The sequence below is a fragment of the Streptomyces sp. NRRL WC-3605 genome, assembly GCF_001509795.1.
GTDB lineage: Bacteria > Actinomycetota > Actinomycetes > Streptomycetales > Streptomycetaceae > Streptomyces > Streptomyces viridochromogenes.
In genome coordinates, this window is sequence record NZ_LLZN01000077.1 from 20,203 (window position 1) to 42,346 (window position 22,144).

General features: G+C 69.0%; 16 protein-coding genes and 1 pseudogene. 6 read left to right on the forward strand and 11 right to left on the reverse strand.

Features of this window, described 5'->3' with window-relative positions; genetic code table 11:
• Window positions 1–104: 104 nt before the first annotated feature.
• Complete coding sequence (locus ADL34_RS25635; protein ID WP_062671814.1) at window positions 105–3,101, reverse strand: ATP-binding protein; 2,997 nt, start codon at window positions 3,099–3,101, stop codon at window positions 105–107.
• Between the two features lie 412 nt (window positions 3,102–3,513).
• Entirely contained in the window at window positions 3,514–3,987 is a 474-nt protein-coding gene (locus tag ADL34_RS25640) for a winged helix-turn-helix transcriptional regulator (protein WP_062671812.1), read from the reverse strand.
• A 104-nt stretch (window positions 3,988–4,091) separates the two neighbouring features.
• Here ADL34_RS25640 and ADL34_RS25645 point away from each other — a divergent pair, with 104 nt between their 5' ends.
• Entirely contained in the window at window positions 4,092–5,345 is a 1,254-nt protein-coding gene (locus ADL34_RS25645; protein WP_159038981.1) for an MFS transporter, read from the forward strand.
• Between the two features lie 207 nt (window positions 5,346–5,552).
• Here ADL34_RS25645 and ADL34_RS37070 read toward each other — a convergent pair whose 3' ends face one another.
• Both ADL34_RS37070 and ADL34_RS25650 read right to left on the reverse strand, forming a co-directional pair.
• Window positions 5,553–5,687 (reverse strand): hypothetical protein, encoded by a 135-nt coding sequence (locus ADL34_RS37070; RefSeq protein WP_267891520.1) that lies wholly within the window; start codon window positions 5,685–5,687, stop codon window positions 5,553–5,555.
• A 64-nt stretch (window positions 5,688–5,751) separates the two neighbouring features.
• Window positions 5,752–6,642: an AraC family transcriptional regulator gene (locus ADL34_RS25650; RefSeq protein WP_062671810.1), complete on the reverse strand. Its 891-nt coding sequence runs from the start codon at window positions 6,640–6,642 to the stop codon at window positions 5,752–5,754.
• Between the two features lie 126 nt (window positions 6,643–6,768).
• Between ADL34_RS25650 and ADL34_RS25655 the strand changes: the two genes are divergently transcribed.
• On the forward strand, window positions 6,769–7,686 hold the full coding sequence (locus ADL34_RS25655; protein ID WP_062671809.1) for an MBL fold metallo-hydrolase: 918 nt from the start codon (window positions 6,769–6,771) through the stop codon (window positions 7,684–7,686).
• 393 nt (window positions 7,687–8,079) lie between these two features.
• On the opposite strand, the gene chvE is transcribed toward ADL34_RS25655, so the two are convergent.
• Together chvE and ADL34_RS25665 are read right to left on the reverse strand one after the other, a co-directional pair.
• Complete coding sequence (gene chvE / locus ADL34_RS25660; protein WP_062671808.1) at window positions 8,080–9,162, reverse strand: multiple monosaccharide ABC transporter substrate-binding protein; 1,083 nt, start codon at window positions 9,160–9,162, stop codon at window positions 8,080–8,082.
• 922 nt (window positions 9,163–10,084) lie between these two features.
• Window positions 10,085–11,131 carry a YncE family protein gene (locus ADL34_RS25665; protein ID WP_062674466.1) on the reverse strand — a complete coding sequence of 349 codons (1,047 nt, stop codon included), beginning with the start codon at window positions 11,129–11,131 and terminating at the stop codon, window positions 10,085–10,087.
• Window positions 11,132–11,786: 655 nt separating this feature from the next.
• On the opposite strand from ADL34_RS25665, the gene ADL34_RS37150 reads away from it, so the two are divergent.
• Entirely contained in the window at window positions 11,787–14,195 is a 2,409-nt protein-coding gene (locus ADL34_RS37150; protein WP_079034494.1) for a bifunctional serine/threonine-protein kinase/ABC transporter substrate-binding protein, read from the forward strand.
• A gap of 549 nt (window positions 14,196–14,744) precedes the next feature.
• Here ADL34_RS37150 and ADL34_RS25675 read toward each other — a convergent pair.
• From ADL34_RS25675 to ADL34_RS25690, 4 genes are all read right to left on the reverse strand, one after another.
• Window positions 14,745–15,059: a hypothetical protein gene (locus tag ADL34_RS25675; protein ID WP_062674468.1), complete on the reverse strand. Its 315-nt coding sequence runs from the start codon at window positions 15,057–15,059 to the stop codon at window positions 14,745–14,747.
• Between the two features lie 106 nt (window positions 15,060–15,165).
• Window positions 15,166–15,813, reverse strand: coding sequence for a TetR/AcrR family transcriptional regulator (locus ADL34_RS25680; protein WP_062674470.1), 648 nt, complete (start codon window positions 15,811–15,813; stop codon window positions 15,166–15,168).
• A 61-nt stretch (window positions 15,814–15,874) separates the two neighbouring features.
• Window positions 15,875–16,810: an SDR family NAD(P)-dependent oxidoreductase gene (locus ADL34_RS25685; protein WP_062674472.1), complete on the reverse strand. Its 936-nt coding sequence runs from the start codon at window positions 16,808–16,810 to the stop codon at window positions 15,875–15,877.
• A 1,117-nt stretch (window positions 16,811–17,927) separates the two neighbouring features.
• Window positions 17,928–18,380 carry an Lrp/AsnC family transcriptional regulator gene (locus tag ADL34_RS25690; protein WP_062674474.1) on the reverse strand — a complete coding sequence of 151 codons (453 nt, stop codon included), beginning with the start codon at window positions 18,378–18,380 and terminating at the stop codon, window positions 17,928–17,930.
• Window positions 18,381–18,489: 109 nt separating this feature from the next.
• On the opposite strand from ADL34_RS25690, the gene ADL34_RS25695 reads away from it, so the two are divergent.
• Both ADL34_RS25695 and ADL34_RS37270 read left to right on the forward strand, forming a co-directional pair.
• Entirely contained in the window at window positions 18,490–19,449 is a 960-nt protein-coding gene (locus ADL34_RS25695; RefSeq protein ID WP_062674476.1) for an SMP-30/gluconolactonase/LRE family protein, read from the forward strand.
• Window positions 19,424–19,702: pseudogene (locus ADL34_RS37270) on the forward strand (IS5/IS1182 family transposase); the annotation flags it as partial. The gene ADL34_RS25695 and the pseudogene ADL34_RS37270, both read left to right, overlap by 26 nt.
• A 5-nt stretch (window positions 19,703–19,707) precedes the next feature.
• Here the strand turns inward: ADL34_RS37270 and ADL34_RS25700 are convergent.
• On the reverse strand, window positions 19,708–20,589 hold the full coding sequence (locus tag ADL34_RS25700) for a fructosamine kinase family protein (protein ID WP_062674480.1): 882 nt from the start codon (window positions 20,587–20,589) through the stop codon (window positions 19,708–19,710).
• Window positions 20,590–21,254: 665 nt separating this feature from the next.
• On the opposite strand from ADL34_RS25700, the gene ADL34_RS25705 reads away from it, so the two are divergent.
• Window positions 21,255–22,144: glycoside hydrolase family 11 protein (locus ADL34_RS25705; protein ID WP_062739818.1), on the forward strand; the 890-nt coding region annotated here is incomplete at its 3' end.

A 22,144-nucleotide genomic window follows, 5' to 3' on the forward strand; every position in this document is an offset into this window, starting at 1 on the left:
CCAGTGTGCGTTCGGGCCCCGCTCCCCCTCGATTGGTCACATGAGTGAATCAACTCGCCGTGAACGTCGCGGTATTTATTCGTTCACGGCGGACGGCCGGGAATTCACTCGTCGCCCGGCAGCCCTGCCCTGGCCCCCGGCAGCCCTGTCCCGGCCCGGGTCCTGGCCCCCTGCATGCCCGTCCCGGAGTCGGCGATGAGTCCCAACTCCACGATCCGCAGGGCGAGTCCGGTCCGGGTCGGCACCTTCAGTTTGCGCATGGCCGATCTGAGCTGGCTGGCCACGGTCTGCGTCGACACCACGAGGGCATCGGCGATCTGACGGTTGGTCCGGCCCTCCAGCAGCAGACGGGCGACCTCCAGCTCGCGCGGGGACAGCCGGTTGCCGTAGCCGGGACGTCCGGGGCCGCGTGTCTCCCGGACGCTCACGCCCTGTTCGGTCAGGAACCGCGCCACCCGCTCCGCGTCGTGCCGGGCTCCCAGCTCGCCGAGGGCCCGGCGCACATCGGCCAGCGTCGACAGCGCCGGTTCCCGCTCGCCCTCGTCGCCGCCCGCCAGGCGGCAGTGGGCACCGCGCTCACGGGCGAGAAGGGTGTCGTAGGGGCGGGGAAGGGTGTGCCAGCGGTCGGCCGCGCGCTCGTACAGCAGGGCGGCTTCGGGAAGATGGCCGTCGGCTTCGGCGAGAACCGCTCGGCACTGTGTCAGGCAGGCGAGCGCGGCAGGTGCGTCGTTGTCTCCGAGCGCCCGGGCGAAGGCGTCGGTCAGTCGGACGGCGTCGTCGTGCCGGCCGGCGGCGGCGAGTGCCGCGACCCGGACCGCCGTGAAGTCGCAGGCCCTGGTCCAGATTCCCCCGTCGACGACGGCTTCGGCCAGGCCGTCGGTGAGACGAAGGGCCTGGTCGACGTCACCGTCGCGCAGCCACAGCCGTGCCGAGGCCGCGGTGGCCTCGATGAGCTGCTGGTCGTCGCGCCCGGCGAAGTCCAGTCGTTCCAGCGCCGCTTCACGCTCCCCGGTCGCCGCCAGGATCAGGCCCGCCACGAGGGCCGCCTCGCACCGGTCCTTCAGCCGCACCCCCTCCCCGGCGGCCAGGTGCGCGGTGCGCTCGGCGAGTCCGGACCAGTTTCCGGTGAACCAGTCGAGGTGAGCGCCGGAGGTGGCGATCGTCTCGAGGTAGTCCAGCAGTTCATGGCGTTCGGCGAGCGACCGGGCCGTGGCCAGACGGGTGCGGGCCTCCTCGTAGCGCCCCCAGCGCACCGCGGCCTCGGCGAAGTTGGCATGGCCGATCGCCACGATGGAGGCCTCACGCGGATCGCCGACGGTGTCCGGCATGTGCCGGGCCTCCTCCCAACCACGCTCCTCGCCGAGCATGACCAGCGCGAAAGCGCGCTCCACGGACAGCTGGAGGCGGTCGAGAGGGGTCGTCGCCGTGTCCGCCGACGGCGCCTCCCGCAGCCAGCGCAGGTGTTCCCGGACGGGACGGGCCACGCCCAGCGGGAGGGCGAGCAGGAGGCGGGCCCGTGCCGCCTCGGGAAGGCCGGGGCGCAGGCCCGGGACCGCCGCGAGAATCTCCGCGCGGCCCGCCTCCATGTCACCGGCCGCCATGAGCAGCCGGCCGATCTGGAAGCGCAGCAGGGCCCGTTGCCCCGGGGTCGGCATCGCGGCGTCCAGTGCCCTGCGCAGCGAGGCGATGGTCTCCGAGTACGGGTCGGAACCGGACAGTGCCTGGAACTGTATCTCCGTCACCAGCCGGACGAGTACTTCGGGCGGGACGGCCATGGTGGTCACCAGGCTGTGCATGAGCAGGGCCGCGGTGGCCACGTCACCGGACTGGACGCACAGGTCGGCGGCCTGTTCGGTGTACCGGCACGCCGCCTCGACGTCACCCGCCAGCCGGAAGTGCCGGGCCAGCTGGGCGACCGGGGGCAAAGGCCACTGCTCCAGCGCCCGGCCCGCGCGCAGGTGCATGACCCGCCGCTCCTCGGGCGGGATGGCCTCGTACACGGCGTGACAGGCCAGCGAATGGCGGAAGGCCCACTGTCCGAGCCGGAGTTCGCGCAGCAGTCCCCCGCAGAGTGCCTCGGCCGCGTGGGCGGCGAAGGTGTCGTCGGGCAGAGCGGTGACCGCGCGGAGCGTGGCCTGGTCGGCCGGGCCTGCCAGCACGGACACCGCGTACAGCACGGTGCGGGTGTCGGGTTCCACGCGGCCGACGCGATCGAGGACGGCGTCGCGGATCGTGGGCGGCACCTCGATACGTTCCAGCCTGCGTCGCGTCCAGCCGCCGTCCTTGCGGACGAGGTCGGCGCGGTCGTGCATGAGCCGCACCGACTCCTCGACGGCCAGCGGTACGCCTTCGGTGCGCTCGTGCAGGAAGGCCGCGAACTCGTGCGAGACGCTGTGCCCGGTCAGCATCGAGGAGACGAGCGAAGCGGTGTCCTCGACGTCGAGCGGTTCCAGGGCGAGGCGTACCAGGTGCGCCTCGGCCGGTGGCCGGGACGTCAGCCGCAACAGCAGGGAACCGGGCGGCACTTCGTCGCGGCGGTAGGTCAGTACCACACTGACCGACTGCGGGCGGCGCGAGACCAGGAAGAGGAGGAACTCCAGCGTCGCCTCGTCCGCCCAGTGCACGTCCTCGATCACCAGCACTCCGATGTCGAGGCGGGCGAGAAGCTCCACGATCGCCCGGAACAGGCGGTGGCGTGCCGAAGTGGCGTCCTTGAGCGGCTCGGGGGCGGGCGGGAGATCGTCGGCCCACTCGGGAAAGAGGGGCCGCAGGGCTCCGGCGAGGCCGCTGAGCGGCAGGCTGGCAACGTTGTCGACACCCTCGCGCACAGCGTCCACCACGGCCCCGAGGGTGTACGGCACGCGCAGTTCGGGGCAGGCCCCGACCAGGACAGGGCGACCGCGCTCCTGCCCGGTCCGCGTCGTCAGGAACTCCCTCAGCAGCCGGGTCTTGCCGATGCCGGCTTCGCCCTCGAGAAGGACCAGCGCGGGGGCGGTTCCGAGCGCCCCCTCCAGGGCGGCCAGCTCCCGGTCACGACCGACGAACCGCGGTGCGGACAGCACCTGGTCTTCCCCCGCCTCGGTGTGTGCCCCTTCGGCCACCGTCCGCTCCCTTTTCGCCGTCGTCGCAGATCACCGGTGCCGACTCTAGACGGTGCCCTGTGTGCACCGTGCAGACATTCGCGTGCGGCGGACGCGGATGTGAGCCTGTTTGCGGGGTTCGGCCAGGACGGTGGACGAGACCGAAGGAGCCTGCCTACCCGGCCGGTTGCCTGGATGGTCCTGCGGTGCTCGGCGTCCGATTTGCTGCGGCGCCGGTCTGAGGCAGGAGTGCGCGACCGGGCGTCCTCAGGCGGGGCTGCCGAGCCGGGCGCCCTCAGGAGGGCTGCCGAGTCGGCCGCCCTCAGGCAGGACTGCCCAGCCGGGTGTCCTCAGGAGGGCTGCCGAGCCGGGCCGCCCTCAGGCAGGAGTGCCCAGCCGGGCGTCCTCAAGAAGGGCGCGGGGCCGGCCTCCCTCAGGCAGGAGCGCCCAGCCGGGCGTCCTCGGTGCGATGCGCCGTGAGGGCGTGCGGCGGCACCACTGCCCCGTCGGAGGTGACGAACGCCAGCTCGGCCACCGTGCCCGACTCGTCCAGCGAGAAGCGGGGAGATGTGCCGTCGGGCCGGGGGCGGTGCGTGCGCCCCCAGTCGGCCAAGGCGGCGATGATCAGGGAGAGGCTGCGACCCGCCTCCGTGAGCACGTACTCGTCACGGGCGCGTTCACCGGGTTGACGGTAGGTCCGGCGCTCCAGCAGCCCCTCGTCCACCAGGAGGGCGAGTCGCTTCGTCAGGATGTTGGGCGCGATCCCGAGCGCGTCACGAAAGTCCTGGAAACGGGTCGTGTGGGCCACGACCGCCTCGCGGATGATCAGGAGCGTCCAGCTGTCGCCGAGGACTTCGAGGCTCCGCGCGATCGAGCAGGTCGAGTCCTTGCCGAGTGCCTTGGTCATGAGGCCAGCCTACACCTGAGTTGCGCAAATATATTCAGGGGTCTAACTTGCACAGGGCAACTCAGATGGGCGGCGCCGTCGCCCGCAGATCGACTGGAGACTTCGTGTCAGCCCTAGGAACCCGCGTCAGCTTCTGGACCGCGGGCGCGGTGGTGGCACTCGCCCTGTGGACGAGCGCGTGCCCGACCATGACGTATCCGCTCTACCAGAGCCAGTGGGGGGTCTCGACGACGACCATCACCTGGATCTTCGCCGCCTACCCGATCACCCTGATCCCCGTGCTGGTCCTCCTCGGAGACCTGTCCGACCACATCGGCAGGCGGGCCTCGATCCTGTGGGGCCTGTCCGCCGAGCTGGCGGGCGTCCTGCTCTTCGCCCTGGCCGACGATGTCTCGTGGCTGCTGGTCGGCCGCGCCCTGATGGGACTGGGCGTGGGGCTCTCCATCAGCCCCGCCAGCGTCGCCATGGTCGAGTTCAGCGCTCCCGGGCAGGAGAAGCGCGCCGGCGCCGCCAGCACGGCCGTCTCGGCACTGGGGATCGGTCTCGCCATGGTGGTGGGCGGCGCCCTCACGCAGTACGCACCGCACCCCGTGCACCTGCACTTCTTCGTCCTGGCCGGCGTCATCGCGCTCGTCGCCGCCATGGTGACGCGCCTGCCGCGCCACACCCGCGACGAGGCGACCGGCCCCTGGCGGGTGCGCCCCCTCTCCATACCGCGAGGCAGCAGGCTGGTCTTTCTCGCCGGAGCGCTGGCGTTCGCCTCGTCCTTCCTGCTCGGAGCGATCGTGCTGCCGCTCGGCGCGAAGATCGCACAGCAGCTGGCCGGATCGACCAACTCCCTCGTCACCGGGGCCTTGCTGGCGGTCTTCGCGGCCTGCATCACGCTCTTCGCACTGAGCGCCCGGCGCCTTCACGTGTGGCTTCTCGTCACCCTCGGCGCCGCGGGTTCGATCACAGCGGTGTGGCTGTACGTCCTCACCGGCACCACACACTCGCTCGGGCTGTTCTTCGTCGCCTCCGCGGTCGCGGGTGCCGCCTACGCCTTCGACTTCGCCGGCGGCCTGACGGTGTTCAACCGGTACGCCGCGCCGCACCACCGGGCCGGCATGGTCTCCGCGGGCTACCTCGTCGGCTACATCGCCCAGGGGGTCGGCGCGCCCGCCCTGGGAGCCGTCGTGACCGCCCACGGCCTGATGTCGGGTCTGATGACCGGGGCGATCGCCTTCGGCGTCCTCTTCCTCGCCGCCCTGACGGCCGGCCTGACGGTGCTCGCGCCCCTGCACAAGGCCGAGCGGCGCACGTCTCGCCTTGCGGCCGCATCGTCGAAGCCGTGTGGAGTCGAAGCCCGGTCCTCATGACCACCGCGCGTCCGTGGCACCGTCGTCGACTTCCCGGCCGCGGGCCGAACCGCCCCCCACCACCAAGAGGTACGCCATGGCAATGCCACCCGAAGAGGCCCTGCCTGAGCCGGTTCGGTCCGGTCAACAGACCGGCGCCCCAAGCGTCGTGGCGAACGCGTTCGCGCTGCTGCGCGTGCTCGCGGCGATGCGGGGCCCCCCTGGGCGTCACACGCGGCGAAGCGGTCCGAGCGGAAGAACGCTGAAACCCATATCCTCCGAGACTTTCGCAAGGGTGCGCTGCGTCTTGTAGTCGAAGCCGAATCGGGGTTCGGTCATGATCCGGAGGTCCACGACCGCCATCCTGCCTCCTGCACGGCCTTACCCCTCGAACGTGGTCAGGCTCGGGGAAGGGTGTGCGTCGCCGTCAGTGTGGTTCCGGCGGGGAGGCGTCCGCACGGAAGTGGGTGGGTGTACGGCCGAAGTGCCGTTTGAATGCGTGTGAGAAGGCGAAGGGCGAGCCGTAGCCGACCTGCCGTGCGACGGCGGTGAGCGGCTCGTCTCCGGTCCGCAGGAGATGTGCCGCGCTGGTCATCCGCCACCAGGTCAGGTAGGTCATGGGCGGCTGTCCAGTGAGAGCGGTGAACCGCCGGGCCAGGGTCGCGCGGGACAGACCGACGCGGGCGGCGAGGTCCTCCAGCCGCCAGGGCGCCGCAGGCTCGGTGTGCAGCGCCTCCAGTACGGCCGCGACCTCGCGGTCGCCCAGGGCGCGCGGCCAGCCACCGTCGGGGTGTTCCTCGAACCAGGCACGCGCCATGTAGACGAGCAGGAGGTCGAGCAGCCCGGAGACGACGGCGTCCCGGCCGGACCGGTCGCCGGTCACCTCGGCCGCGAGGAGGTCGACGGCCGCGCGCAGCTCCGGGTGCCGGCCGGGTCCGGCGGGAAGGTGGACGACGTCGGGCAGCGAGGCGAGCAGAGGATGCCCGCGCGCGTGGTCGAGGCGGTACTTGCCGCACAGGAACTCGACGCGGCCCTGCGCGTCGGCCTCGGCATCGTCGAGCGGGACCGCGCCCTCGGCCCGGGGCATGTGGGAGAGGACGTGGGCGCTGCCGTGCGGGACCAGGACCACGTCCCCGGTGGCCAGCGGCACGGGTTCGGCACCCTCGGTGAGCAGCCAGCCGGTGCCGCGCAGCAGGATGTGGAAGCCGGCGCCTTCGTAGGGGTCGAACCGGTAGCACCAGGGCGCGTCCACCCGCAGCCGACGGGAGGCCGGGCGGCCGGTGCGCATCGTGGTGATCACGTCGCTGAGTACGTCCACGCCTTCACCGTACCCGGGGCAGCGTACGCACTGGATGTGCCGTCATTGAGACGATCGCGCAGGAGGGTGAGTTGTCCGAGCATGGATCTGCTCACCGTACCGCCCTAGGGTCGACATATGCACACTATGCAGCGTTTCCGGCTGGGCGACGTCGAGATCACGAAGGTGGTCGAGTGGCAGGGCGAGATCGCTCCCGCCCGGTTCGTGATCCCGGACAGTCCGCCGGAGATCTGGCGGGACAACGAGTCCTGGCTGGCTCCGGACCACTGGCACCCGGAGACCGATGCGTACCACGGAGCCGTCCAGACCTGGGTACTGCGCAGCGAGGGCAGGGTCGTCCTGGTGGACACGGGGGCGGGCAACGACCGGACCCGGCCGCAGGTGCCGCTCTTCGACCATCTGCGCACGGACTTCCTGGACCGTCTGGCGCGGGCCGGCGTCCGGCCCGCGGACGTGGACGTCGTGATCAACACGCATGTCCACTACGACCACGTCGGCTGGAACACCCGGCGGGACGGCGACTCCTGGGTCCCGACGTTCCCGAACGCCACCTATCTGATCCCGAAGGCCGATAAGGAGTACTTCGACCCCCGCAATGCCCACCGCCGGCCCGCACCGCGGGACGAGTACGAGCAACGGCGACGCGAGGGCAGCCACTTGGTGTATGAGGACAGCATCACGCCGGTGCTCGACCGTTCCGTGCTGTGGGAGGGCGGTCACCGCGTCGACGCGCACCTCACCCTGGAGCCTGCGCCAGGGCACACCCCTGGCTCCTCGATCGTCAGGCTGTCCTCCGGCGGGGACCGTGCCGTGTTCGTCGGGGACATGCTGCACAGTCCCGTGCAGATCCTCGACCCGCGATTCAACAGCTGTTTCTGCGAGGAGCCGCGCGCGGCCGCCGCGACCCGCCGGGCGGTGCTCGAACAGGCCGCGGACCGGCGAGAGTTGGTTGTCCCAGCGCACTTCGCGGGCGCGGGTGCGGTCGAGGTGCGGCGGGACGGCAGTCGCTTCGCGGTGAGCGGTTGGGCACCCGCGGCCGACTGAGAGCGACTGCGGGCCTGAGCGGGACCAATCTGTTCCAGGCTGCGTTGAACGCGGGCGTGGGTGCACCGGTCGATGGCGTCGGTGAGGTGGTCCCGTGCTTCGCTGGCGAGGCTCACCGGGCGTGGGTCGAGGGCGTCGAGGCCGGCACGGTGGTGGCACGGAGGTGGCGGCAGGGTGGTAGCGGCGCCGGTAGTCGCCGATGGCGGTCAGCAGCCGGGTGTAGGTGCGCTGTTCGTCCTCGTCGTCTTCGCCCTGGGCGGTCGTCTCCCCATCCAGGGCGCGGGCAGAAGATCACCGACGAGTACGGCGGCCAGCGCCCGCCGGGCGAGGCGGGCCTGGGGTATGCCGTGGGACTGCGGGGCGACGCCGAGAAGTCGCGCAGGGGCAGTGCCGCTACTTGAGCTGGTCGTCTGTGAAGTACTCGGACTTGACCAGGACGTCGTAGTTGGTCTTGTCGACGCTCGTGGGCTGCAGCAGGACGGCCGGGACCGCCTTGACACCGTTGTCGTAGTCCATGCTGTTGTCCACCTCCGGCTCCCGCTCGTTGAGGATGTCATCGACCATGGTCGCCGCGGCCTGGGCGAGTTGGCGGACGTCCTTGTAGACGGTCTGTGACTGCTGGCCCGCGATGATGGACTTCACCGAATCCAGTTCGGCGTCCTGACCGGTGACGATCGGAAGCGGTCTGCCGCCGGAGCCGTAACCGGCCGACTTCAGTGCGGACAGGATGCCCCTGGATATGCCGTCGTACGGCGACAGGACCGCGTCGACCTTCCTGTTGCCGTACGACTTGGTGAGGATGCCGCTCATTCGCCGTTGCGCGGTGGGCCCGTCCCAGCGCCGGGTGGTGATCCGGTCGAGTTGGGTCTGACCGGACGGGACGACCAACTTTCCGTCTTCCAGGAACGGTTGCAGGAGCGCCATCGAACCGTCGAAGAAGTACTTGGTGTTGTTGTCGTCGGGGGAGCCGGCGAACAGCTCGATGTTGAACGGGCCCTTGCCATCTTCCAGGCCGAGCTTCTCGATGATGTAGTGGGCCTGCATCCGGCCGACCATCTCGTCGTCGAAGGAGACGTAGTAGTCGACGTTCCGGGTGCCGAGGATGAGCCGGTCATAGGAGATCACCGCGATATCCGCGTCGGCGGCCCGCTGCAGCACGCCGTCAAGCGACCGGTTGTCGATAGCCGCGATGATCAGAGCGTCGACGCCCTGCTCGATCAGTCCCTTGATCTGTGAGACCTGAGCCTTCGGGTCATCGTCGCCGTAGACCAGCTTGGTCTTGTAACCCCTGGCCTTCAGGCTCTGGACAACGCTCTTGCCGTCGGTGAGCCACCGGTCGGAGGACCGGGTGGGCATGGCGATACCGACGGTGGCGCCTTCGGAAGCGCCCCCGGAGCCGTCCTCGCCGTTCTGGCTGCAGGCGGACAGGAAGGCGAGAGACGCGGCTCCGGCGAGGACGGCTCTTCGATTGAGCATGGTGATCGTTCCTTGTTCTTCTCGTCGTTGAGGAGATGAGGGCACAGCAGACGCATGTGGAGCAGCGGGGAGGAGTGGAGCAGGCTGTACGAGCCCGCCGAACGGTGTCCCGGACCAGGTCACGGGGGTTGAGGCCGCGCAGATGCACCCTTCGGGGCCTGAAGTATTTGGACCGCGATGAACGCATTAGCGGCGGAGCTCGTTGACCACTCTGGTTCAGGTCGACTCGGTCCCTTACGCGACTCGTCCCCAAGGCAAGACGAGGCCCTGCGCACCGGCGACCACTGCGTCGCTGGGCCTCATCATCCGAGAGTCTCTGACTTTCATGAGCCGATACCCGTGTGCACCTCGACGCACGTGGCGCAAGTTCCGAAAGACACAGGGCCCTCGCCTCTCAGATGTTCGATATTTCGTCATGCGTTCGGAAAAGATGGCGCGAAGTTAGGGGAAATGTGACGGGCTGTCAACGGTGTGAACAGATGGAGGTGTCTGGGGCGAGGACATGAAGGTCGGTGAGGCAGAAGGCGCGGATCACGGCCGTGCAGGGGGTGGGCAGACGGGGGCCGCGGTGATGGCGGCCCGGTGGGGGCGGGTGAGGTGAGTGCTTCGCGCGGTAACACAGGTTGGCTGGGGAGCAGGCCAGGCTGCGCGGGACAGCGCACCCGGCCCACGGCGCGAGGGCCGGCAGGGCGGGTGTGGGGGGCATTCCTGGGGGCGACGTTCTGGGGGCGGGTGTTGGCGATGGACAGCTGCATTCAGCCGCATCCGCGCGGTCCTCGTAGGAGGCGTGGACGCTCTTTGTCGCACGGCGCAGCCGGGTCCGCTGCAGCCGGCACCACCGTCGTCCTCCTGCCAGGACCGCCACCACATGGGCGGCGGCGGTCCCTCCTCCCGCGTCGCCGCACCAGGAGGGCACGGGATGCTACGCGGGGATCACATGCAGGGTCAGATCCGCGCCGTACTCGCCGGTCAGCGCGAACAGCCGGCTGCCGTCCGGCGACCAGATCAACCCGTGCGGCCGCAGGGACCGGCCGGTGCCCGGTTCCAGGTCGATGATCCGGGACGGGGTGTCGGCACCGGATTGGAAGAGGTAGACGTCCTGCCCGTACGAGTTGTCGATGCCCGCCGCGACCTCACCCTTCACGGACACCGCGGCCGCATTCGGATAGGAGGTGGTGGGATACGTGTGCACGACGGACAGGTCACTCAGCCGGAACGCCAGGTGGTGGTACGGGTAGCCACCGACGATGAAGAGGGTAGCGGCGTCGGGAGACAGAACGAGGTCATTGATGGTGCCCACACCACCGGGGTTGTCCTGGGTCGTGCGGACGACGGGCTTGCCCGTGCTGACGTCATAGACCGTCACGTTCGACGAGGACAGGTACTGCTCGCCGGCGATGACCACACCCGGCGCCGCCGGTGAGGACAGCAGCATCGGTGGCCCGGCCCAGGTGCCCCAGGGCACCAGACCGAGGCGGACGGTGGGACGGGTGCCGCTGAGGTCGAGCGAGCCTATGTTGCTGTCCCAGTCCGATCCGTAGCTGAACCACAGGGTGTCGCCCGCGAGAGCCAGCCGCAGCGGCGCGGTTCCCTCGCCGGTGGCGTAGCGGGCCTTCTCCCGGTAGGTGCCGGTGTCGACGGCGGCGATCGCGTCGCCGCCGCTGAGCGCCACGTACAGCGTGCGTGAGTCGCGGGACAGCACCAGGTCCGCCGCGCCCGGCTTGTTCTCGAGGGTTCGCAGGAGCCTGCCGTCGAAGTCCGTGACGAGCACGGAACTCGTGACGATGTCGGCGATGTAGAGCCTGCGGTGCACGGCGTCCACGGCCATGTCCGCGTGATAGGAGATCGGAAGTGCCGTGGAGGTCGCCTCGGTCATCGTCTTGGCCGCGGCGGCAGTGCTCGTACCGAACAGCGGCAGCAACAGCAGGATCAGTACACCGACGGCCGCGCGAAGGCCGGGTCTTCTCATCAGATCATCGTCCTCGTCGATCGGGGTGCCTGAGGAGACAGGCGAACAGGAATGGGGCACCTGCGACGGATGCCCCTGCGTGTGGCGACCATGCACACCAGATCGCACAATTCCACTGCGTGGTCAGATAGTTGACGTTCCGTCGAGTAGAGGGGTATCGGCCGCCCTGGACCACGGCGGTGAGCACGGGTAGTTGTTGCGCGCGCCCAGCACCATGGACAGGAGGACGGCCGCACATCTCGCTGAAGGCGGTGCGGGGACCTGGCCGGCTCCCCTTCACCAAGCATTCGGTGAGGAATACGGCGCCAGGGGTGCACCGAAGGACGGCTTCTTTGCTGACCCGTCGGTGCCGAAGGACGGTACAGCCGACCCCGGTGCGGCTAGAAGGGCTCAACCCACACCTAGCACACGACAGTTGTTCATGGCGGCAGATCCGACGAAACCCGTACACAGCGAACCCCGGTCCCTAACCTGAGTGTTCGGCACGAGACGTCACGCGACGTGCCGCCTTCACCCCCGGGGAGACCAGTCGGCTCATGGATCCTGCCACCCTGACCACCTACGCCCGACGGTTCGACGGCATGAGAGCCACGACGTCATGAACGAGCCATCCTCACCCGCACCCGGACGGCCCGACGAGATCTAAAGTGTTCGCGTGACCGAGCAGAACCCCGAACTCATCGCAGGCCGGTACGAACTGGTCGAACGCATCGGCCAGGGCGGCATGGGCCGCGTCTGGCGTGCCCAGGACCGGCAGCTCTTCGGACGCGAGGTCGCCGTCAAGGAGATCCTCTTCCCCCCGGCCATGGACGACGACGAGCGGGCCACGCTCGTCGGACGCTTCACCGGTGAGGCCCGTGCCGCGGTCGTTCTCAGCCACCCGGGGATCATCACGATCCACGACGTGGTGGAGCACCGCGGTGCCCCCGTCATCGTCATGGAGTTCGTCCGCGGTGCGTCGCTGGCCGCCGCCATCCGCGCACAGGGCCGGCTGCCCGTGCGGCGGGTGGCCGAGATCGGCGCGATCGTCCTCGACGCCCTGACCGAGGCACACAGGTCGCGGATCGTCCACCGTGACATCAAGCCGGACAACGTACTCCTGGCCAAGGACCGGGTCGTCCTCACCGACTTCGGCATCGCGCACCTCGCGGACGCCACGACGAAGCTCAGCCGCAGCGGAATCGTCATCGGCACACCGCAGTACATGCCCCCGGAGCAGCTCGAAGGGAAGCGGCCGACCCCCGCCAACGACCTGTGGGCGCTGGGCGCCACGCTGTACCACGCCGTCGAGGGGCAGCCTCCGTTCGACGCGGACGGATTGCACGCCCTGGCGGTGGCCGTGTTCACCCGCCCGCACCGACCACCGGTGCACGCCGGACCGCTCGCTCCGGTGCTGGACGCGCTGCTCGTCAAGGATCCCGCGCAGCGGGTAGGTGCGGCCGAGGCCGGCCGAATGCTGGCGTCGGTGCTCCGCTCCCTCCCTGCCGCCGAGGAGGCGGACGAGCGTGGTCGCGCACCCGAAGCGGGACAGAACTCCAGGAAGGATCCGACACTCCCCGCCGAACCCTCCCCGCCCTCCGCCCCTGCGGCCCCGCGGGTTCCCACGGTCCCGGACTCCGGGTCCACGCCGGTCGATCCCCGGCGTCCGAGCCCGGACCGCTCGACCAGTCATCCGCCGGTCCCGGACCGTCCGACCAGTCCTCCGCCCGTGCCGGGACCCGTGCCTCCTCCGCCCACGGAGGACCTGGTGTCGCTGAAGGCCACCGCCGAGGCGGAGGCGGGCGACCGCAAGGCCGGACGGGCACCTGTCCTCACCCGGCGCTCCGTGATCCTGGGCGCGGCACTGGCCACGCTCGCGGCCGGTTCCGCACTGACCTGGACCTTGTCCGGCGACAACGAGAAGCCGCACGGCGGCGGTGCGGCCGGGAACAGTGCCGAGGGTTCCGCCGTCACCGTCGCGATCGGCGTGGACGCCCCGCTCACCGGGGCGCTGGCGGAGCTGGGCCTCGGTGTGCGCAACTCCGCAGACCTCGCCGTCCGGACGGCGAACGAGAAGAAGGTCGTCCCCGGTGTGCGCTTCGAGATCAAGGCGGTGGACGACGCGGGCGACCCCGCCAAGGGCGCCACGAACGCCGCGGGCTTCGTTTCCGACGCGAAGGTGTTCGGCGTGGTCGGCCCCGTGAGTTCCAGCGTGGCGGAGTCGATGGTGCCGCGCCTGGCCGAGGCGGAGCTGGTCAACGTCTCGCCGGCCAACACCAGCCCCACCCTGACGCTGGGCCCCGACTGGGCCTCCGGTACCAAGGTCCGTCCGCACGACACCTACTTCCGCACCCTGACGAGCGACGCGGACCAGGGACCCTTCGCCGCGCGCTACCTGCGGAACGAGGCGGGCAAGGGCAAGCTGTACGTCGTCGACGACCGGACCGCCTACAGCACGGCACTCGTCTCCGGGTTCACGGCCGAGTTCGAGAAGCTCGGCGGGAGCGTGGTGGGCCGGGAGCATGTCGACACCGACCAGAGGGGGTTCTCCGGCCTCGTGGCCAAGGTCCGGGCCTCGGGCGCCGACGCGGTCTTCTTCGGCGGCTACTACGACACCGCCGGGGCGCTCTCCCGGCAGCTCGGACAAGCCGGGGTCGACGTCCCCCTGATGGGCGGCGACGGCATCTACGACCAGCAGTACCTCACCTCCGGACCGGAGGTCGACGGGGACCTCGCCGTGCACATCGGCGTGCCCGCCGAACAGCAGGCGAAGGGGGCGGACTTCCTCGCCCGGTACCGCAAGGCGGGCTATGCCGAGCCGGCCGGCTGGTACGGGCCGTACGCCTACGACGCGGCCTGGAGCATCATCGAGGCCGTCAAGGTCCTGGTGAAGGCCAACGACGGCACTCTGCCCGGGGACGCGCGGGCGAGGATGTCCGAGGCCGTGTCCCGGCTCGCCTTCGACGGAGTCACGGGCCGGGTCGCCTTCGACGGCTACGGCGACACCCGCAACCGGCGCCTGACGGTACTCTCGGTCGAATCCGGGCGGTGGACCAGCGTGACCAGCGGCCCCGCGGCTCCGTGACACCGAGCCGAAGAAGGGCCAGTGCTATCTGAGCCCACTTCATCAACGATCTGCCGGCGTTCTCCCGCGTCGGCCACGTGCACAACGACCACCGCACCGTGGACCTGCAGAGCGTGCGCGACAGCGCCCTGGGCAACCTCAGCGCCAGGCGGGCGAGCAGGCTTTGCCACGGTGTTTCGCCCTGCGGGTCGGTCCCGGCCGGCCCCGCACGCAGACTGACAGCGCCGCGGCCGACAAGGGCTACAGCAACGGCCCGTGCCGCGAACACCTGCGGCGCCTGGGCATCCCGCGGCACAGGATCCCGGAGAAGACCGATAGCCCGGCCACCCGCCCGCCTGCGAAAAGGCTTGCGCAGGCGGACGGCCACCAGGCTTCGACGAAGAGCGGTACAAGAAGCGAAACACCGTCAAACCAGCGATCAGCAGGCTGAAGCAGTCCCGAGCCGTCGCAGCTCACTATGACAAGCGCGGCTACATCTTCCCTATCCTCTTGGCACCGCCGCAGCTGCTGCCCCTGTCATCTGGCTCCGAACGTGACCTCGGACAGGGTTCACGGTGTGCCGCCGCCCTTCCGACCACCACCGGCGAGCTGACCCACCATCATGATGATGAGGCCGGCAAGGAGGATCGCGGCGCCGATCAGAGTTCCCGACGGCCGAGCACCGGAATCGCTGATCATCAACCCGAAATCCAGCTGCCAGCACAGCGCAAAAGCCACCATCAGCTGACCCCAGCCATAGATCCGCGGGGCGCGAACATGGCGCCGGTTCATGGGGAGCACCCAGCCACTGGCAACCGCCGCAACGCCGGAGACGGCGATGAACAGCGCCAGCAGGACAAGGGGCACGGCGAGGTAGAACTTCACGGTCCCTCCCTGCGTACCGGGCCCACGCCCGACAGCAGCGTGATCATGACACCCGCCGCATCACACGTCCATGCCTACGCAGGTGCAGTGATCGGCCGGACAAGTCCTAGCCGTCCGCTTGAACGGCGCCGTCGGATGCGGGGCGCCGGTAGGCGCCGTGCCACCAGATCCGGGCGAGTTCGCGAGCGAAGGCGCGGTCACCGCTGCCGTCGTCGACGCTGATGTGGTGGGCGATCGCCTGTGCGCCTCCCCAGACGATGATGCGGCTGGCGGAGGCCGCGTCGAGGTCGGACGGGGCGAGTCCGGCCGCCTGGTCGGCAAGCAGGGACCGCAGGGCGTTCGCGTCGAAACCCTCGAGGTCGGCCGTGTAGAAGTCGTGCACCGTGGGGTCGTAGGCAGCGGCCTCACGCACCGCTCTGATGAGGCTTTGATGGAGGCGGTGCGTCTTGATCACGTCTTCGAAGAAGCGCGCGAGCGCGTCCGGCCCCGCGGCGGGGTTCCACTGCCGGACGTGCGTGAGCAGCGACTCCCGCAGGTCGTTCGTGAGCCTGACCAGTACGTCGGACTTGCTCTGGAAGTGCGCGTAGAACGTGGCCCGGGAGACGCCCGCCTCTTCCAGGATCCGCTGGACGCTGATCTCGGAGAAGGCTTCGCCGGACTCCAGGAGCCGCTGGAGGGTGGACATGACCTGGGCCACCGTCGCGGCCGAGCGTGCGGCGTGGTGGTCGGTCTGGCGTCGTGTGACCGGTCTCATCAAGATCCTTCTCGTACGTCCTCGCGCGTGTGCGCTCCGCGGGGTGCGGCGGAGTGCGGAATCAGCGCACCACGGGCAGAGCGTAGTCCCACAGCCGGTCGGCGGCCTCGGCGTCCACCGACCACTTCGCCACCCCGGCCATCACGTCGGGCCCGCCGTCGACGACCTCGGATTCCTGGTTGTCCTCGAAGTACCGGCCGGTCACGCCGTCGAGGATGGGTGATGCCGCCAGCAGGGTGCTCGTGGCGGCGCCCTGCGCCGGGGTCTTGTAGTAGTCCGGGGTGACGAGGTTGCCGTCCTCGTCCAGGGCGCCGAGCGCTCGCAGGGTGGCCTTGTCGAGGTGACGGGCGAGGTTGGTGTGGATCCAGCCGGGAGCGCAGGCGTTGGCGGTGATGCCGTCCCCGGCCCACCGCCGGCTGATCCCTACGGCGAGCAGCACGTCGGCGGTCTTCGACTGCGCGTAGGCGACGAACGGGTCGTAGGGACGCTCTTCGAACTGCGGGTCGTCGAAGTCGAACCCGGCTCGCAGCTGTGCGCCGGAGCTGACCACGACGACGCGGGCGTTCTCGGCGCTCCTCAGGGCGGAGTGCAGGCCGACGGCCAGGGCGAAGTGACCGAGGTAGTTCGTGGCGAGCTGCAACTCCCAGCCCTGGGCGCTGACCTGCCGGGTCGGAAGCATCATCACGCCGGCGTTGGCGACGAGGCCGTCGAGCGGCCCTTCCCAGGAGTCGCAGAAGGCTCGGACGGAATCCAGGTCCCCGAGCTCGAGCGCGGCGGCCTGGGTGCCGGGGAACTCCTCGACGAGAGACCTGGCCGCGTCGGGGTTCCGGGTGGCGATCGTCACCTCGGCGCCGGCGCCGGCGAGCGCGCGGACCGTCTCGAGGCCGAGCCCGGAGGACCCACCTGTGACGATCATCCGTCGCCCGCGCAGGTCGACTCCGTCGAGCACCTCGGCGGCGGTCGTGCGCATCCCGAACGGGGTGGTTATCGGCGTCATAGCTGTGTCCTGCCTGGAGGGGGCCGTCAGCACGGTGACGGGGAACGGGTCTGCGCCCGACGGCCCGACGTCATTTCCCCAGTAACCATACATCGTGTTCAGACTTCATGTATTCGCAGGTCGGACGGATGCAGAAGACGCACTGCAGGAGGTACGGGTGCGCCCTCATGGACCAGGGGTGACCTCGGGACACGTGAACCGCACTGGCCTGACTTGCGATCGGGCGTAGGCGATCTCGGCCTTTACGCCTTCACGCTTTCACCCTGGTCAGGGTCAGCCCGGACTGCGAGACGCGACCGCATGCCACGGCCTCCTTGTCCGACGATCCGGCCAGCCGAGGTCTGTCATGAACCACCCGGAGCACTGGCAGCCGGGTGAGCCGCGGACTGGGTCACCTGCAGCCTTCAGCCGCACGGTCGTGGAGATCACCTGTTCAGGGGCGCGCGTGGCAAGCGGTCACGTCAGAGGTCCGGGGATCTTCCCCGGGCGGACTTTCACGTCCTTCACGCGCGTGCTGTCTGGGAATGCCGCCCGTCTCAAGGTCGACGGTGTTCCCCCGCTGCCTCAGTCCCGGAACCGGGTGGTGTGGTGCCTCCTACGCAACGACGTCGCCGAGGCCGACCGCCCGACCGACCTCCGGCCGGCCTGCGACACCACGTGCCCCACCTGCGGCCCCGTCGAAAGCTCCAGTGCTGGAAGAAGAAGAGGCCCGACACCCCTGTCGGCGAGAACGGCCGCAGAGGCAGGGCACGTCCGTGGCGAAGATCGCCGAGGTGACGTTCACCTGCGCGGACCGGGTCCGAGACGTGAGCAGACCTTCGGCCAGCCGCGGTCAGGGGGCCCGCCGCACGCCTACGCGCGGTTGAGACGCACAGCACGGCGCGCAGCAGGGCGAGGGCGGTGAGGGAGTGGGCGCCCTTGACGGTGGCCACCAGCCGGCCGGGCAGGTCTGGATCGAGGGCCGTGATCAATGCGGGGAGGGTCAGGCTCGGCAGCCGAAGCCGGGATGGTTCGGCGAGGACCAGGAACGGAACTGAGCGAGCAATCTGCCATCTGCCGACAGAAGAGGCGCCCAGTCACAGCTGTTGCGACTGAGCGCTTCAGTACATGCGTCAGCTCACACCTGGTGGGCGGCCTGCGGAGAGACCGGCCGCTCGAAAAAGGTCTCCAGTACAACCGTTGCCTGCGTCCCGCTGACTCCGTCGATCGCGTAGATCCGGCGCAGCACGTCCTGTAGTTGCTCTGTGGTCGTGGTCCTGACTTTCACCAGCACCGAGGCGCTGCCAGCGATGATGTGCGCCTCCAGAATTTCGGGAAGTGCGGCGAAGTCCTCCGCCGAATCGCCCATCCAGGCGGTCGAGTCGACCATCACGTAGGCCAGTACACCGCCGCCCACCGCTGCCGGGTCCACCTCGGCGGCGGTGCGCCGAATGACGCCGCGCTCCCGCAACTTCCGCACGCGCTCATGAGCCGCGCCCGCGGACAGGCCCACAGCCTGGCCCAGCGCGGCGTAGGACTGGGTGGCGTCCTGCTGGAGCTGCGCCAGCAGTGCACGATCGATGTGATCCACAACTCTCCATTCGGAATAACCTTGCAAGAACTATACGTCATCTTGCAATCTCCTCTTGATGCCGAAGCCTGTTCGGTAGGGGATCGGCACGTCTATGGGGAGGGGATCCATGACCAGCGAGCGCCCTGCGCTGTACGAGATGCTCGACGACCGATTCCGTACCGGGCGGTGCATGAACGGTGATGACGGCTTGGAGGTGCTGTACACCGGCTGCCGCTGGGCCGAGGGACCCATCTACCTTCCTGCTTGGCGGCAGGTGATCTGGAGCGACATCCCCAACGACCGGATGTTGCGCTGGGACGAGGAGACCGGTGCCGTCAGCGCCTTCCGCCGTTCCGCAGGGCACACCAACGGCAACACCCTTGACCGCCAAGGCCGGCTGATCACCTGCGAGCAGGGCAACCGACGAGTGACACGAACCGAGCACGACGGCACTGTCACGGTGCTGGCTGACCGCTGGCAGGGCAAGCGGCTGAACAGCCCGAACGACGCCGCGGTGAAGTCGGATGGCTCCGTCTGGTTCTCCGACCCGGACTTCGGCATCACCAGCGACTACGAGGGTTATCGCGCCGACAGTGAGATCGGCGCCAACAACGTCTACCGGATCGACCCGGACAGCGGTGAAGTGCGCCTGGTCGCCGACTGCTTCGGGGCGCCGAATGGCCTGGTCTTCTCGGCCGATGAGCGACAGCTCTTCGTCTCCGACACGCGGGCCGACTGTATCCGGGTCTTCGAAGTACGGGACAACGGCACGCTCTCCGACGGCAAGGTCTTCGCCGACGCCGCATCCCGCCAGAACGCCCGTTTCGACAACCTTCGCTTCGATGACGGCGGACGGCTCTGGGCAGCCGCGATGGACGACGGGGTGCACTGCTACGACCCCGACGGCACGCTGATCGGACGGCTCAACGTACCCGAGGCGGTGGCCAACATCTCCTGGGGTGGAGCCAAGCGCAACCGTCTCTTCATCACCGCGCAGACCAGCCTCTACTCGCTGGTCACGGGCGTCACGGGCACGCATCCGACCGGCCCGGGACACCAGCCCTGGTCGGCTCCGAAATCCAGGTGACCTCCGACCGAGCGACCAGCACGGCATCGGCCTCATCAGCACCTACGGTGTGACTGACCACTGCATCTGTCCAGGACAGGCCGCGCCGACCTTGCCGGTGAAGGGGGATGCACCGCAGATGGTCTCCGTCCCGGAGGAGATGAACGTGCCCCGACAGGCTGGTGGACGACCGTGCACCCACCCCGACCACGTCGGGGGAGACAATGCCTATTCGTCACGCCGAAACCGGCTTCACCTGCGCAGACGCCAGATCTCACTTCACAGCCGTCGCCGGAACGGGGCGAGAGTGGCGCGCACGGCATCGACGGCCCCCCAGTCGGGCTCGAACTGAGCGATCACAGCCAGATGTTGACGCAGTTGGAGAATCGGCATGCGGTCGCGCCAGCCGCGGTCGAGGCCGGTGAGCTCGGCGTACAGCGTGAAGAACACGTGCGCCTCAGGCGGTGGCGCCGTCGTCCACAGGTGAGCGAGGTCGACCTCGGCCCACGTGTACGACACGGCCGGGTCGATCAGTGCAGGCCGGCCGTCAGCCGTCGCCATGACGTTCATCGCCCACAGGTCTCCGTGCGTCAAACAGGCAGGTCTGATCGGCAGCAGCTCAGGCAGCCGCTCGCACAGGCGCTCCAACGCCATCCTGTCGGCGGCATCCAACGTCTCTTGAACACGACGCTCGCCCAGCCAACGCAACAACCGATTCTGGGCGAAGAACTCGAAACCGTCGTCCTCCCAGGTATTGAACTGCCGACGGCGCCCCAGCCAGTTGTCCTGGTGCCACCCGAATCGGGGGTGCCGAGTGGTGGTGTGCAGGTGGGCAAGCACATGCGCGAGCTGCTCCCAGAAGACCTCGGTCCTGGGCTGCGGCCGCAGTATAGACAGCACGAGTACGTCGCGGTCCACAAGGATGATTTCGGGCGTGGTCACGCCGCCCGCCTCACTCAGCACGGTGAGCCCTTCCGCCTCGGCAGCGAAGGCGTCGCCCGACGGTGGCTCACTGAACGTCTTGACGAAAACTGACGTCCCGTCACCACAGTGCACCAGCACCGAGGTCGCGGCGAAACCTCCGGCAACTGGCTCGACCGCGACGACATCGCTCAGACCGGCCGCCTGGAGGCGTTCAAGCAGGGCAGGTGTCGCTGCCATCACTGGTGCACTCCTCTGTTGAGTCCCGATCCCCTCAGCGCCGACGCCCCCAAAGACCCGCATCACATGGGCAGTCCTCGAGCGACGCTGGATCACCAGGCGGGCCCGCCCCAGAACGCCGATAGACCGCCGACAGAACGCCGAGGCTCCTGCAGGGCCGCACGGGCCGACACACTCCTACCACGAACCGCCGACACGTGCACTCAAGGATCCGCGACACTTTCGGTCACTGATCCACCGCGTCCCACATGACAGACGTCGCCCTCACCACACCCAACCGTGGTCCACCTGGGCGTTCGTCGCCGTTTACCAATAGTTCGAAACATTCGAAGCCGATCCCACGGTCAGTCAATTGATGTTTCGGGAATCTTTCGGAAACTTTGTCATTGACTGTGCGCTTGAACCACGCCCATACTCTCCAGCGTTCGAAACCTCTCCGTAACAACGAGGGGACCCTTGGTGCTTGTAGGCCGATTGCTGCACTTTCGGCCCCTGCAGACGACCGAGGTTCCTCATGAACGGTGCTGATATCGATCCGAACATTCCAGGGCGTTCGCCAAGGCCCCTGGCCTGCACCCGACGAACGGGCCCATCGGCGCCGACGTGGCCTTCCGGGCAGCATCCGTGATCTCCCTCCTGCAAGTCCCCACCCAGGAAGGAAAGGCATGCACCACTCATCCGCGCAGACGGTCGGGAGCCCCCCTCCCCGGTCTCGAAAGCGCCTGCTCTCCCTCTTCAGCAGGCTCTGTGCATTCGCGATCGTCATCGCAGCGGTGGCGTTGCCGGCCACCGCCAGCGCCGACACCACCATCACCACCAACCAGACCGGCACCAACAACGGCTACTACTACTCGCACTGGAGCGACGGCGGCGGCTCGGTGTCCATGAACCTGGGATCCGGCGGCAATTACAGCTACCAGTGGAGCAACGTCGGCAACTTCGTGGGCGGCAAGGGCTGGAGTACCGGCGGACGCAAGACGGTGAACTACTCCGGCAGCTTCAACCCGTCCGGCAACGCCTACCTGGCACTTTACGGATGGTCCCAGAACCCGCTCGTCGAGTACTACATCGTCGACAACTGGGGTACCTACCGGCCCACGGGCACGTTCAAGGGCACCGTCACCAGTGACGGGGGCACGTACGACATCTACGAGACGACCCGCGTCAACCAGCCGTCCATCGAGGGCACCAAGACCTTCCAGCAGTACTGGAGTGTCCGGCAGTCGAAGCGGACCGGCGGCACCATCACGACGGGCAACCACTTCGATGCCTGGGCAAGGCACGGCATGAACCTCGGCAGCTTCAACTACATGATCATGGCCACCGAGGGCTACCAGAGCAGCGGCAACTCCAACATCACCGTCAGCGAAAGCGGTTCCGGCGGCGGCAGTGGTGGCGGGGGCGGTGGTGGCGGTAACGGCGGCTGCACGGCGACGCTGTCAGCCGGCGACAAGTACAACGACCGCTACAACCTCAACGTCTCCGTCAGCGGATCCAACAACTGGACCGTCACGATGAAGGTGCCCTCACCCGAAAAGGTCCTGGCCACCTGGAA

Excerpts from the sequence above, each read along its gene's own strand:
- ADL34_RS25685 (WP_062674472.1), bottom strand. The coding sequence starts at position 16,810 with ATGACGCCGATAACCACCCCGTTCGGGATGCGCACGACCGCCGCCGAG.
- ADL34_RS25700 (WP_062674480.1), bottom strand. The coding sequence starts at position 20,589 with ATGGCAGCGACACCTGCCCTGCTTGAACGCCTCCAGGCGGCCGGTCTG.
- ADL34_RS37070 (WP_267891520.1), bottom strand. The coding sequence starts at position 5,687 with ATGGCGGTCGTGGACCTCCGGATCATGACCGAACCCCGATTCGGCTTC.
- ADL34_RS25665 (WP_062674466.1), bottom strand. The coding sequence starts at position 11,131 with ATGAGAAGACCCGGCCTTCGCGCGGCCGTCGGTGTACTGATCCTGCTG.
- ADL34_RS25640 (WP_062671812.1), bottom strand. The coding sequence starts at position 3,987 with ATGACCAAGGCACTCGGCAAGGACTCGACCTGCTCGATCGCGCGGAGC.
- chvE (WP_062671808.1), bottom strand. The coding sequence starts at position 9,162 with ATGCTCAATCGAAGAGCCGTCCTCGCCGGAGCCGCGTCTCTCGCCTTC.
- ADL34_RS25695 (WP_062674476.1), top strand. The coding sequence starts at position 18,490 with ATGACCAGCGAGCGCCCTGCGCTGTACGAGATGCTCGACGACCGATTC.
- ADL34_RS25680 (WP_062674470.1), bottom strand. The coding sequence starts at position 15,813 with ATGAGACCGGTCACACGACGCCAGACCGACCACCACGCCGCACGCTCG.
- ADL34_RS25655 (WP_062671809.1), top strand. The coding sequence starts at position 6,769 with ATGCAGCGTTTCCGGCTGGGCGACGTCGAGATCACGAAGGTGGTCGAG.